At 64.3% G+C, this 13,059-nt stretch carries 12 protein-coding genes; 6 read left to right on the plus strand and 6 right to left on the minus strand.

The genetic code is table 11. The features are described 5' to 3' along the window. The coding region (locus tag VN047_RS19695) for an FAD-dependent oxidoreductase (RefSeq protein WP_325545697.1) at positions 1 to 196 on the minus strand (196 nt) is incomplete at its 3' end. Between the two features lie 227 nt (positions 197 to 423). Between VN047_RS19695 and VN047_RS19700 the strand changes: the two genes are divergently transcribed. The 3 genes from VN047_RS19700 (at position 424) to VN047_RS19710 (ending at position 1,961) form a co-directional block, all read left to right on the plus strand. Further along, a complete protein-coding gene (locus VN047_RS19700) occupies positions 424 to 705 on the plus strand; it encodes a DUF1153 domain-containing protein (protein WP_325545699.1) in 282 nt (93 codons plus the stop codon). A gap of 243 nt (positions 706 to 948) precedes the next feature. Then, positions 949 to 1,482: a hypothetical protein gene (locus VN047_RS19705; protein WP_325545701.1), complete on the plus strand. Its 534-nt coding sequence runs from the start codon at positions 949 to 951 to the stop codon at positions 1,480 to 1,482. Next, positions 1,482 to 1,961 carry a DUF421 domain-containing protein gene (locus VN047_RS19710; RefSeq protein ID WP_325545703.1) on the plus strand — a complete coding sequence of 160 codons (480 nt, stop codon included), beginning with the start codon at positions 1,482 to 1,484 and terminating at the stop codon, positions 1,959 to 1,961. The genes VN047_RS19705 and VN047_RS19710 overlap by 1 nt, the downstream gene beginning before the upstream one ends. Positions 1,962 to 1,974: 13 nt before the next feature. Here the strand turns inward: VN047_RS19710 and VN047_RS19715 are convergent, their stop codons facing one another. The 4 genes from VN047_RS19715 to VN047_RS19730 all read right to left on the minus strand — a co-directional run bounded on the left by VN047_RS19715 (position 1,975) and on the right by VN047_RS19730 (position 8,189). Continuing rightward, on the minus strand, positions 1,975 to 3,597 hold the full coding sequence (locus VN047_RS19715) for an arylsulfatase (protein ID WP_325545705.1): 1,623 nt from the start codon (positions 3,595 to 3,597) through the stop codon (positions 1,975 to 1,977). 132 nt (positions 3,598 to 3,729) lie between these two features. After that, entirely contained in the window at positions 3,730 to 4,683 is a 954-nt protein-coding gene (locus tag VN047_RS19720; protein WP_325545707.1) for a TauD/TfdA family dioxygenase, read from the minus strand. Between the two features lie 101 nt (positions 4,684 to 4,784). Beyond that, positions 4,785 to 7,214: a TonB-dependent receptor gene (locus tag VN047_RS19725; protein WP_325545709.1), complete on the minus strand. Its 2,430-nt coding sequence runs from the start codon at positions 7,212 to 7,214 to the stop codon at positions 4,785 to 4,787. A gap of 633 nt (positions 7,215 to 7,847) precedes the next feature. Continuing rightward, on the minus strand, positions 7,848 to 8,189 hold the full coding sequence (locus VN047_RS19730; protein WP_325545711.1) for a carboxylesterase family protein: 342 nt from the start codon (positions 8,187 to 8,189) through the stop codon (positions 7,848 to 7,850). A 148-nt stretch (positions 8,190 to 8,337) separates the two neighbouring features. On the opposite strand from VN047_RS19730, the gene VN047_RS19735 reads away from it, so the two are divergent. From VN047_RS19735 to VN047_RS19745, 3 genes are all read left to right on the plus strand, one after another. After that, a complete protein-coding gene (locus tag VN047_RS19735) occupies positions 8,338 to 8,565 on the plus strand; it encodes a hypothetical protein (protein WP_325545713.1) in 228 nt (75 codons plus the stop codon). Between the two features lie 39 nt (positions 8,566 to 8,604). Next, on the plus strand, positions 8,605 to 9,615 hold the full coding sequence (locus VN047_RS19740; protein WP_325545714.1) for a sugar phosphate isomerase/epimerase family protein: 1,011 nt from the start codon (positions 8,605 to 8,607) through the stop codon (positions 9,613 to 9,615). A gap of 250 nt (positions 9,616 to 9,865) precedes the next feature. Then, positions 9,866 to 10,234, plus strand: coding sequence for a hypothetical protein (locus tag VN047_RS19745; RefSeq protein ID WP_414712737.1), 369 nt, complete (start codon positions 9,866 to 9,868; stop codon positions 10,232 to 10,234). A 21-nt stretch (positions 10,235 to 10,255) separates the two neighbouring features. Here VN047_RS19745 and VN047_RS19750 read toward each other — a convergent pair whose 3' ends face one another. Further along, on the minus strand, positions 10,256 to 12,814 hold the full coding sequence (locus VN047_RS19750) for a hypothetical protein (RefSeq protein ID WP_325545716.1): 2,559 nt from the start codon (positions 12,812 to 12,814) through the stop codon (positions 10,256 to 10,258). Positions 12,815 to 13,059 lie beyond the last annotated feature (245 nt).

The following is a 13,059-nucleotide window of genomic DNA, read 5'->3' on the forward strand; positions in this document are numbered from 1 at the left end:
TCGCGGGACGCAGCTGGATGCGTTCGAATTCCTTCTCGCCTGCGAAATATTCCTTCGACAGCGGCGGGCGCTCATAGGGAAGCTCGGGTTCGTCGCCGATGATCGCGATGCTGCCGGCAAATTTCTGCGTGCGCAGCATCACCGCGACCTGCGCGCCGCCATGCCCGGCCCCCACGATCACCACATCGAAATGCATCGCGCCTTCTCCCGCTGCTTGTGGCGGTGTCCCTTGCACGCGGCCGCAGACGAGGCAAGTCGCGGCGACCTCTTCATACCGAAAGAAAAACTTGGCGGAAGGCGGTCGGCCACGACGAACCGTTCGTCGCATCCGGGGCCATTTGTAAAGATTTTGTTAACCTCGTTGGCGCAGATTTCAGGCGGGGGGCACGAAGCGGCGCCAGCCGCGCGAATGGAGAGTTCGCGGTGCTCGAATTTAATGCAAGGCCGGCATCGGTCATGGGGCCATTGGGTCCATTGACGATCGATGACCTGCCGTCATCCTGCACGACCTATTGGGTCAGCCGCCGCAAGGCCGAGGTTCTCGCCGCAATCGACGGCGGATTGCTGAGCCTGAAAGACGCCTGCGAGCGATACCGGCTGAGCGCCGAGGAACTCGCCACCTGGCGGCGATCGATCGAACGCGCCGGGATTCCGGGCCTCCGGGTCACCAAGGTTCAACATTATCGCGATCAGCTTGTCGGGTGATCGATCGATGCCGCGCGTCCCTCACTTACGCGCGCGGTACCTGGTGGACGGCGCGAGCTGACTGGTCCCACTCGCGCCGTCCTCTTCCATCCGGGCACCCGATACGGCAGGCCTGAACGCATCTCCGGCTACACGCCGCGCAACCAGCGGGGCATCAAGCCGTTATGCTGCCATGGATAACCAGCGACGGGCCATGTGCAGGATCGGTTTTTCCCGCTGCAGAAATGCCGCGCGGTGAAGCCTATGTCCGCAACACCGGACGGCCCACCTGTCGCGCCCGATGGCATCGATCCGCAGCGACGCGTCGGAGCCGGCCGCGTCGCGACCCCGCTGGCTTTCGCCGCGCTCGGCGGACTGCTCGCGGCGGGCCTGTCCGGACTGTTCGGCGGCGATGCGCCGACCATTTCTTCGCGCAATTTCGGGCCCGCCGATATGTCGGTCCGGGTTCCGGCGATCCTGCGCAACGGCGAATTCTTTGAAATGGAGGTGGCGGTCGAAAGCCGCGCGCCGATCGAGGACGCCTCGATCGCGTTCGACCAGCCGCTGTGGCGCAACATCACGATCAACACGGCAATGCCTGCGGCTTCCGAAGAGCGTTTCGAAGCAGGCGGGTATCGCATGTCCTTTGGTCGCCTCGATCCCGGAAAACGGCTTGTCGTGAAGCTCGACGGTCAGGTGAACCCGCCGATGTTCAAGGGCACGGCGGGGCGCGTTCGTCTCTTCGACGGCGACCGCCCGATCGGCGACATCCCGATCCGGATCAAGGTCATGCCCTGATGGACATTATCGCCCGTGCCACCGTCATGTTCGTGTTCCTGTACCTGCTGCTGCGGCTGCTGGGGAAACGCGAACTCGGGCAGATGACCCCGTTCGAGTTCGTCATGCTGATCGTCATGGGCGACCTGATCCAGCAAGGGATCACGCACAATGACTTCAGCCTGACGGGCGCGACGCTGGCGATCGGCACCTTCGCCTTCTGGGCGCTCTGCCTCAGCTGGATCACGCATCGCTTTCCCGCCACCAAAGACCTGCTCGACGGACGGCCGCGCGTGCTCGTGCGCGACGGCGAATATATCCGCGCGAATTTCGGTCGCGATCGCCTGACCGTCGGCGAAGTCCAGTCCGAGATGCGCCTCGCCGGGATCGCGTCGGTAACGGACGTCGCCTGGGCGATCCTCGAGCCGCAGGGCAAGATCAGCTTCATCAAGAAATCGGGTGGAGAAAGCCGGCAACAGGATGAAGACGGCGGCGTATGATCACGCAGCCGCATCAGGGACGATAGGGGATCGAGTCCGGCGCGATCACCCCGACATCGCGCGCGTAACGATCCCATGCCGCCGCGAGCGCGTCGCGGCGCGAGGGGTCGGTGAGCGACAGGTCGCGCGTCTCGCCCGGATCGCGCGCGAGGTCGAACAGGCGCCATACGCCGTCGCCGATGTCGGTCAGCTTCCAGTCGCCCTGACGCCAGGCACGCGAGCCGAAAAGCTCGGCACCGAAACCGTCGTTGGCACCGTAAACGCGAGCGGCCGGATTTTGCAGCCAGCCGGCCCATGAGCGGCCGGTGATCGGCCGCACCGCCCTGCCCCCGATCCGGGTGACGGCAGGATCGACCCCCGCAAGGTCAAGCAGCGTCGGCGCGACGTCGGCAACCGAGAGGAACTGCGTGTCGGCGCCCTTGCGCTGCGGGATGCCCGCCCCGCTGATAAAGGCGACCGCCCGCGTGCCGCCTTCGCTCTGATAGCCCTTGGTCAGCCACGAGGGCGCAGTCGCTGCCTGGGCCCAGCCGGCACCGTAGGTGACATAGGAGGACGCCGCGCCGCGGTTGTCGAAGCCATTGTCGGCGGTCTTCAGGTTGCGCGCCAGCATCTGGGCGCCGGTCGTCTCGACGTCGAGCGCTTCGGCGCCATTATCGGCGAGGAAGACGATTACCGTATTGTCGAGCTCGCCCGATGCCCGGAGCGCATCGATCACGCGTCCGACATTCCGGTCGAGCCGGTCGACCATTGCGGCATAGATTTCCATGTTCCTGGACGCCGTGCGCTGTTGGTCGGCCGTGAGCGAATCCCAGCTGCCATCGCGGTTGCGCGGCGTGTGCGCGGCGACATCGGCGGGCAGGATGCCCAGCTCGCGCTGCCGGGCGAGCCGCCGTTGGCGCAGCACATCGAAGCCGGCGTCATACTGGCCCTTGTAGCGCGCGATATCCGCCGGCGGCGCCTGCAGCGGCCAGTGCGGCGCGGTGAAGGCGAGATAGGCGAAGAAGGGCTTTTCCGGAGCGGCAGGCCGCTCGCCAAGAAAGCCGATCAGACGGCTCGCGAAATAGTCGCTCGAATAGAAATCGGCGGGAAGCTTCGTGATGCGCTTCCCCGTTTCGGTATAGGTAGCGGTACCGCCCTTTTCGGGATCGGCATCGGTGCCGAAATGATTGTGTCCGCCCTGCAGCAACGCGAAGCTGCGCTGGAAACCGCGCGCGTGCGGATCCTGTTCCGCAGTCAGGCCGAGGTGCCATTTACCCGAAAACAGCGTGGCGTAGCCGCCTGCGGACAATCGCTCGGCAAGCGTCGCGACGTCGCTGCGCAGATAGCCTTCATAGCCGGGCTTGTCCTTCTGGTTCGGGCCGATCAGCTCGGCCATCGTACCGAGCCCCGCGAGATGATTGTCGGTGCCCGAAAGCAGCATCGAACGCGTCGGCGAGCAGGTCGGCGCGGTATGGAACCCCGCGAGCCGAATGCCTGCGAGCGCGAGCCGGTCGAGGTTCGGCGTGCGGATCTCGCCGCCGAATGCGCCGATGTCCGAATAGCCGAGATCGTCGGCGACGATGACGAGCAGGTTCGGTCGCCGTTCCTTCGCCTGCGCGGGCGCGGCAGCGAAGGCAAAGACCAGAAAAACGGACATAAAACGCTTCATTCGGACACCTCGTCAAAGGAAGGGCGGCGCGCCGCGGGCAAATGGGACCCGGGCACGCCGCAGTCTGAGCCGGCGCCGTCAACAGAAGGGAGAAGGAAGGCCCGGCGCCGGCCGATTTCGTCAGGCGGGTTCGTACTGAACCGCCTTTTCCCTGCGCACCGTACGGCTCCGGCGGCCGTCGATCGCGACCGGTACCTCGCCCGCGATCGTTGCCCGGCGCAGCGTCCGGCGCTGGAGCCCGAAATCGGCGGTCGCGCGGTGCTGCGTCGACTGATTGTCCCAGATGGCGACATCGCCCTCGCGCCAGCGCCAGCGCACGACATTCTCGGGCTTGGTGATATGATCCTGCAGCGTCTGGAACAGACGGGCGCTGTCGGTGGCGTTCAGTCCGACGAACTGCTTGACGAAGTGACCGAGAAGCAGGCTGCGCTGGCCGCTGACCGGGTGGACACGCACCACCGGATGCTCGGTTTCATAGACGGTCGAGGCAAAGACATTGCGATGCTCCTTGATCCGCTGCGCCGCGCTTTCGCCGTCGGGCGCCGATTGCAGGATCGCGGCATAATCATAGAGGTTGGTGTGCGTCGCCCAGAGGTTGTTCACGAGCTGGCGCAGCACTTCGGGCAAGCCCTCATAGGCGGTTTCGCCATTCGCCCATTGCGTGTCGCCACCGGCTTCCGGAATGGTCAGCGCGCGCAGGATCGACGCCCTGGGATAGGCATCGACGAAGGTCACATCGGTATGCCAGCTCGACGCGGCATAGCCTTCCTTGCTGTCGAGCTCGAGAAGGTAGCGCGATCCCCCGGCGACCGGCACCGTCGGGTGCGCAACCGGGTCGCCGAGCTGTGCGGCAAAATCCTCATGCTCGGCATCGGTCAGATGCTGCTGGTCGCGGAAGAAGAGCACCTTGTGCCGCACCAGCGCCGCCTGAATGGCCTGCACCGTCGCCGCGGGCAGGTCGCCCGACAGCTGGATGCCGCTCACGATCGCGCCGATCGTGCCAGTTACCGGGGTGACGTCGAGATCGATACTCTTGTCGCGGGCGTTGGCATAGCTGTTGTGAAGGTCCGTCATTGTCAGTCTCCTTTGGGGGTTGGGCGGCAGGTCATTCGGCAAAGGCGCGATCGGGCGGTCCCGGATCGGGCGGTCGGCGAATTCGGGGAATGCGGCGTGCGTCACAGCTTCGTCCGGAGCGTGAGGCCAACCGTACGCGGCTCGCCGATCAGCGCAGTGACGATGCCGGTATTCTGCGGCGACAGCGTCTGGAAATAATCCTTGTCGAACAGGTTGCGCGCCCAGACCGACAGGTCGAACAGGCCGTCATCGGTCCTGAAGCCGATCCGGGCGTTGGCGATGCCGAAGGCCGGAACATCGGCATAGGCGCTGTTGCTCGACGAGGTGTTGAACGTCGAGCGGTGCGAATAATCGGCGTGGGCATAGAGTGACAGGGCACGCCCGCCGAGCGTACCCAGCGGTGCCGACACATCTCCGCCGAGCGTATAGGTAAATTTGGGCACGCCGGGCAGCTGCGCGCCGGTCAGATCCTGCTTGCCGTCGATGTTGAGCCGCTCGGGGGCTTGCGGTGCGTTGGGATAGTCGCTGTATGTCGTATCGGCATAGGCCGCGGAGGCATAGAAGCTCAGCCGCTCGGTCGGCGCGACCGACAAATCGCCTTCGAACCCGCGCGAGCGGACGCCGGGAATGTTCGCGATATATTGGCGAAAGTTGACCGTATCGGCGACCTGTTCGGTGATCGCGGTCTGATAGTCGCCGATCTCGGTCCAATAGCCGGCGACATTGAGCGTTACCTTGCGGTCGAGCCACTGGGTTTTCAGGCCGACTTCGTAGCTGTCGACCTTTTCGGGCGCGACATCGGGGTTGATGCCGGCCGGAAGGCTGGTGAGGTTGAGCCCGCCCGACTTGTTCCCGCGCGAATAGGTCGCATAGGCAAGCGCATCATCGGCGAATTGCCACGACAAGGTTGCGAGCCCCGACAGGCTGTTGTCGGTGAAGCTGTTGGAAATATTGGCATTGGTCGGATTGAACTGCTCGCGAATGGCGAGTGCGGGGATCGCGATCGCGTCGGGCAATGTCGACAGGTCGATTCCCGCGACATGGATCTGGCGGAAGGTTCCGCTCTTCTTCTCGTGCGTGAAGCGCAGGCCTGCGGTCAGCGTCAGCCGGTCGGCGAACTTCCAGTCGAACTGGCCGAAGAGCGCGTAACTTCTGGTGCGCGGGTCGGATGTCGAATTGGCCTCGAAACCATTGAGCGCGGCGTTGCTCACGGCAACGGGAACGGCAGGCAGATTCCACAAGCCGGCGGCGGGCCCGTAGGCGGTTGCCCCCTTCCCCCGGATCACCTGCCAGAAATAATAGGCGCCGACGACATAGTCGACCGGTCCGCCGCTGTCCGACGCGAGGCGGATTTCCTGGCTGAACTGGCGCTGGCGGTTCGATTGCTGCGCCTTGGTAATCACGGGAAGCGAGGTCGAATCGCCGTCATTCGCAGGATTCCAGTCCCACCAGCGATAGGCGGTGATCGAGGTCAGCTTCGCCGCGCCGATATTCCAGTCGAGCTGCCCGGATACGCCGTATCCGTCCATGTTCGACTGATAATGGCCGTCGGCTTCGCCGCGCCGCGCGAACGGGTCGATCGTCGGGAAGCTGTAGCCGGGAAAACGCGCCGCGCGCTGCGCGAAATTGTTCGGAATGACCGCACCGTTTTCGTAGGTGCCGAAATAATCGGCAAAGACGTTGAGGACGTGATTTTGTTTCTGCCGCGCGAAGTCGCCGATGATCCGGACCTCGACGTCGGACGATGGCGTCAGAAGCAACTGTCCGCGCACGCTCCAGTTCGAATAATCCTGGGCACGCTCGTTCTGCGTCGTGTTGTAGAGGAAGCCGCGGCGCTCGGTCACCGAACCGCTGAGCCGAACGGCGAGCAGATCGTCGATGATCCCGCCCGATGCCGAGGCGCGAAGCTGGTAATATCCATAATCGCCGACGCTGGCCTCGCCCGAAAATTCGGGATCGAAGCTCGGCTTCTTCGACGTGATGTTGATCGCGCCCGAGGTCGTGTTCTTGCCAAACAGCGTCCCCTGCGGTCCGCGCAACACCTCGATCTGCTGAAGGTCGACAAGGTCGAATTGCGACTGGCCGACGCGGCCGTAATAGACATTGTCGATGTAGAAGCCGACGCCGTTTTCGAGCCCGTCGTTGGTGAGCGCGACATTGCTGCCGAGCCCGCGGATGTTGATGTTGGTATTGCGCGGGTTGAAGCTGAACACCTGCAGGCTCGGCACGATCTGCTGAACCTGCGTCAGCGTGTAATTGCCCGTCGCCGCGAGCGTTTCGGAGCCGACGACCGACAGCGCGATCGGCACGTCCTGCGCGCTTTCATCGCGGCGGCGCGCCGACACGATGATCGCGCCGCCGTCATATTCGCCATAGGCGGCTTCGGCTTCGGCTTCGGCAGCGTCGACCGCTCCGGTGGTCGCAGCGTCCGTGCCAGCCCCGAGTTCGGCCGCAACGGCGGGTGTGACGGGCAGCAACAGCGCCGCACCGACAAGAAACTTCAAACGATGATCGGGAGAAAAACGGTTCATTATATCTGGCCCCCGGGCGGCAATTCCGCCCCCTTTTTGATGTGATGAATGGCGGCGCGGTGCGCCGGGCCGGATCGGGCAGCCGCCAGCTCAGCCCCCCACAGCGCACGGGCGGCGCTGCGCAGGGACGCAGGATAGCGAGCCAGATCCGACAGGTCGGATCGGGTCAGCAGAGGCATGTTTCACCTGTCGCCGGCGCACGCATGTGCCGGACGCAAAGCCGCAAGGCGCCCTCGCGAAAGGGAGGCGCGGCCGGGATGAAAGGATGTGCCGACAGGAGAACGCCCGGGCGCGGTCGGTCCGCTACCCGGCGCGCGATGTCATCGGCGCTTGTCTATGAACTGGTGCTACACATACGCATCGCAATACCCCTTCTGGGGGGAACGCAATGCCTGGCGCTGTCGCCCGAGCATCACGCGCTTTAGCCGTTGGTAACGCGGAGCAAGCTGCTTCCCGGTCAAAAGCCGCGGGTCGAGGGGAGAGCCGTCACCCGTCTCGACCAGCTCCGAGTGACAAACTCAACTTAATCGATTGATTTTAGATTCGTCAATGGTGACGACGGCTATTTGCGGCGAAGAAAATCTTTCAGGAGACAAGTCGAGGCTTATTCGCGCGCGTCGGCAAGCGGTCCGTTCAGGGGCGGACGAGATCGAGCCGGCGCGTCCAGGGATCGCCTCCGGACCGCGCCACACCATCAGCGGCAAAATCCATCACCTCGCCGGGACGAAAGCGGGGCCAGGTCGCCAGCCCCGACCCGTCCGGATTTCCGTTCTTCACGAAATTGACGACGAAGGCGTTGATCGTTGTCGCCATTTCCCGGTCGAATGCGGTGGTGGCGGAGCCATATCTGGTCGCCGCCGTGTCCAGAAAATAGGGAATGTCGCTCGCGTGCGCCGCGCCGTTCGATCCGGCGCACGCCGCCTCGGCGACATAGGAAAAACGGTAATGATAGGCAGGCTGGCCAGCATCGGCCACGCGGGCGCGACATAGCGCGCCGGCTCGATCATGAACCGGTCGCCGCCGACCTTCAGCATCACGTCGAAAAAGGCGGCATCGCCTTTCGGGTCGTAAATCGCCTTGGCCCCCCGCCGCGTGCCATTCGGACAAGGCCGGCGTCACCAGCTTGGGACCCAGCCTGTCAGGCATCTTCGGCAAACCCGCGGCGCAGGCAAAGGGCTTTCGCTACTCGTCCGCGCTCGCGAAAGCGAAGCTGCGATGGGACCGCAAGACGCTCGACGCCTTCATCGCCAACCCCAAAGCGGTCGTGCCGGTCAATCGCATGAGCTATCCCGGCGTCTCGGTCCCCGCGAAACGCGCCGCGATCATCGACTATATGCAAGGCCTGCGCTGACGCCGGCCAAACGAACACAAGAGTGAAAGGGACAGGATTATGAAGGGTCGCCACATCGCACCGCTCCTGATGATATCGTCGGCCTTCGGGGCCGGGGGCGCCGCCGCGCACGATCATGCCGCACACAAGAAGGCGCCGGCCGCGGCGCAATGCCTCGGCCTGCCGGTCGGGAAGATCGCGATCCAGACCTATGTGTTCGCCAGCACGCTCGCGGACATTTCCGTCCCTGCCGAATGGGACACCCTGCCCGTCGGCGAGAAATTCGAGCGACTGAAACCCTCGTTTGCCAAACTCGCCGGCGCGAAACCCGATCCCGCGCGGCTGGCGGTGGTGCTCAAGCAGATTTCGGCGATCGGCTATCGCAATATCGAGGGGTTCGACCTGATCGGCGCCGAAGACCCCATCGCCTATGCGAAGCTGCTCAAGGACAACGGCCTTCAAGCGGTGGCGAGCCACGCGAATCTCGACAAGAACAAATGGCCCGCAACCCTCGCCGCGGCGAAAGCGCGTGGACAGCGCTTCATCGGTTCGGGAGGCTTCGGTCCGCCGGGGCTCGACACGCTCGACCATGCCCTTGAGACCGCGCGCAACCTCAACGCGCTTGGCGAAGCGGCGGCCGCCGAGGGGATCACCCTTTACGTCCACAATCACACCGGCGAATTCGACGGCCGCTTTCCCTATGACCATGGCGACGGCAAGCCGGTCATGACGAGTGCGTGGGAGATCGTGGCCGCGAACACCGATCCGCGCTTCGTCCAGTTCGAAGTCGACATTTTCTGGGCGCGGCTCGCATTCAAGCCCGACCGCCTCGATGACCTCCTCGCCTTCCTCGAAAAATATCGCAGCCGCATCGCGCTGCTGCACATGAAGGACCTCGCCGCCAACGGCGCCGTCACCGACTTGGGCACCGGGACGACCGACTGGCGCCGCGTCATCGAGGCCGCCGGCCCCCGGATCGCCTATTATATCTACGAGTTCGATTTTCCGTCCGATCCCGCGAAATCTGCAAAAATCGGCTTCGACTATCTGAGTTGCGGGCGCGCGAAATAGCCGGAAAAACGGACGCGACCGGATCGCCTCGACGGATCGGGTCCGGGTCGATAGCCCCTGCATCGAGCAGGGGCCGCGCGTCCATGTCGTCCGGCCCCCGATATATCGGCCAATCGCTCCGTGCTCGCGAGGAACATCGCCTGCTCCCTCGCCGGGAGCGCCGCGAAGCGGAGCGCGAATATCTCCTGAAACATATCGGACTTCCGCCAGACGGGGTTTCCATGGCAGCTTTCTCGAGTTCGGCACAGCGTTGATACCCGGCTATTCGCTGCATCCCGGCGACGCGGCGATGCACGAAGAGGGCTGGCGCATTCCCTTCCTGATTGCCGGCGCGGTAGCGGGTTCCATGGCGCTGGGCCTGCTCTGCGTGCCGCAGCTCGCGACCATCTCGGCGACGTTTCGGACCGCAGTGCGCTTTGCGGGCTTCGCCATCGCCTATGATATCTCGACCTCGATTTTCGGCGGCACAGCGCCGATGATCGGCAGCGGCGTGATCAGCCTGAACGACGATCCGCTCATGCCCGCCCATTACATGATGTTTGCCTGCCTCGTTGGCCTCTTCGCGCTGCGCGAAGACCCGTTCGCGCGCAGCAGCAGCCGGCCCGTCAACGAAGGCTGACGCCGTTCCGATCGCAGCGTATCAAAACTTCCCGCGCAGCGTCAGGCGGACCGTCCGGCCGAGCGGATCGATTTCGTCGCGCCTATACCCAGCAGGCACGGTGCCGTCGTCCAGCGTGACCCGGCGGTAGCCGTTGAAGAGATTCTGGACATCGACCGACAGCCTGAGATCGCCGATCACACTCTTCTTTTTCCAGGCGTCGATCAGGCGACCGGGCTCGACGAACGCCGACAAATTGAACGTCAGGGGCGGTTTGAAGACAAATCCTCCCGCGCCGTCCGTCCCCCCGCCCCGCAGGCGCCCGGAACTGCTCCAGTTGCCATTCAGGGTGGCACCGATTCCGCGTTTGCCCAGCGATGTCTGCAGCGACACGTTATGGCGCGATTGTCCGCCTTCGCGCAGCTGGTCGATCACGGGCACGCCTGCCCGGGTCTGCAATTCGTCACTCAGCCGCATGCGGTGATTGATCGAAAGACTGAACTGCAGCGGATCACCATTCGGCGCGCCCGGTTTCCCGGCGCCATCCACACGGAGCACGATACCCGTACTCAGATCGGAATTGCTATCGCGGGCAATGTTGATCGCCCGCGCATCGACCGCGACGAGCCGTCCCTCCGCATCGCGCGTCACACGCTCGGGAAAGGCCGCCTCGATCACGGGCGTCAGTTCGGGAAAGGACGCAAGGCCGCCCTTCGCGACCGATTGGCGATAGCCGAGATTGAGTGTCAGCACCTGGCCACCCAGCGGTCGCACCATGGCACCCAGGGTCAATTTTTGCTGACGGCCGCGCTTCAGATCGGGATTGCCGCCGGTGATCCAGAGGGGCTCGGCGATTTCCTGACGCGCATAGTCGAAGATGCGGTTCACCGTGGTGAGGACCGGCGCATCGAGCTGATCGAAAGAGGGGGCGTTTTCGGTAAAGTCGACGGCGCCGCGAAGCTGGACGGCCCGCCATGGCGACCAGCTGACACTGCCGCCGAATCCCTTTTGCGGCCGGCTGTTCGTCATTGTCTGCGCGCTGGCGGACAGATCGACGGTCAGATCGCCGAGCCACCCCGCCCCGGCGCCGTCATTGCGCGAAATCGGGACGCTGACCGACATCTGGCCGCTCGACTGGCTGCGCGTCAGGCTTCTTGCCGCGATCAGATCCCCCGACGCGTCGAACTGCCGGCTTTGCGTGCTGTTACGGCCCGCATTGGCGGTCAGATTCCACGCGAGCGGCCCCGCCGGAAGATCGACGATCGTCTTGCGCACGTTAAGCCGGGCGCTGAGGTTTTCGCCCTTCGTCCGGCTGCGGGTCGCGATCATCAAGCCTTCGTCCCATATGCCGAAAGGGTTGAAGCCCGGATCGGCGGCGTCGATCAACTGTTGGACGCGCGCAATATCGACGCCGTTTTCGATGAAATTGTCCGCCCGATTGCGCGAATAGCTCGCGGCAAGGCTGGTCTGCCAATCGCCGATACTGCCGTTCAGCGTCAGCGTCGCGCCGAGCGAGGTCGAACCATTGTCGATGCGGAGCGCGCGTTCACCCGCAAAGGGTCGCGTCAGGACGACATCCGATGCAAATGGCGAAGAGGGATGACCCGTCGGGAGCACGACCGACGCCATCGGCAGGCCCCGCTCCCCGTCGCTGCTGCTCCGGTTCGCATTGAGGTTGAGCGAGGCGGAAAAATCGCCGATCGGCCGCGTTACGCCGATGTTGAGCCCGGCGTTACGCCGGGACGATTGCAGCGTTTCATAGCGATTGGGATTGACGGGATGGAGCCTTCCCGCGCTTTCGGCGAAGTCGTCGAGGTCCGGGACCCCCGTCAGCGCGCCCGGCGGGATGGCAGCCGCGATCACCACTTGTCCCGCGGCGAGGCTCAGCGCGGGATCGATCTCTCCGCCGTCGGGCGCGGAGATGAAGCCGATGCTGTCGAATATCCCGTCGCGCGGCGGGATATTGCGGGCGGTCTTGCGGAAGGCGCTGTCCGCGCCAAATCGCACCTGCGCGTTCCAGCGCGTGTCGCCGCTGATCGCGGTCCGCCGGACCGATAGACTGCCGCCATATTGGCCGCCGCCGGTCGCGAAATCGGCACCCGCATCGGCGTTGAGCATCGAGAAATTCTTCTTGAGCACCAGGTTGACGACGCGCTTGCCCGCCGGTTCGCCATATTGCGTCGCGGCTTCGGGTTTCAGCACCGCGAGCCGGTCGAGCGCCTCGGCGGGATAGGCAAGGATCGAGCGGTCAAACCCGGCCGGCTTTCCGTTGATCAGGATGACAGGCTCTTCGCCGCTGCCGTCAATAAAAGGCGCCAGGCGCGTCAGCAGATCCTGGATACTGTCAGCGCCCTGCGCCGCGATCTCTTCCTCGCTGAATTCGGATTCGGCCGGAACCTTGGCTTCGCCGCGACGGTCGGCCGTGACGACGATTTCGTCGTGATCATCCGGCGAAGGAATAACGCCCGGCGGGGAGGTTTCTCGCGAAACCGGCCCCGCCGCGACGTCCCCCTTATCGGTTTCGGCGCGAGTTTCCGAGCTATAGATCGTGCATAGCGGCAACAGCGCCAAAAGCCGTACATGTCTCGTTATCTGGCCCATTGCTCAGAAGTTCATATCGCGCTTCCCGATCAAAGTCGAAATGCCGCATCTGCCTGCTTCTCGGACCTGCGGGACACCTGCCTTGGCCGGCCGGGATCGGATATCCCCGCACGAAGTCGAAATGCTCGCCGCACCGGTTCTGTCACCGTGAATCAATGCGCCATGCGCATCGAGCATATCATTCGGAACCGACCGCATATCTGTCATAAGTGGGCGCATCCACCGGATGCGCCCATATATTTATT

The sequence above is a fragment of the Sphingopyxis sp. genome, from assembly GCF_035565275.1.
GTDB lineage: Bacteria > Pseudomonadota > Alphaproteobacteria > Sphingomonadales > Sphingomonadaceae > Sphingopyxis.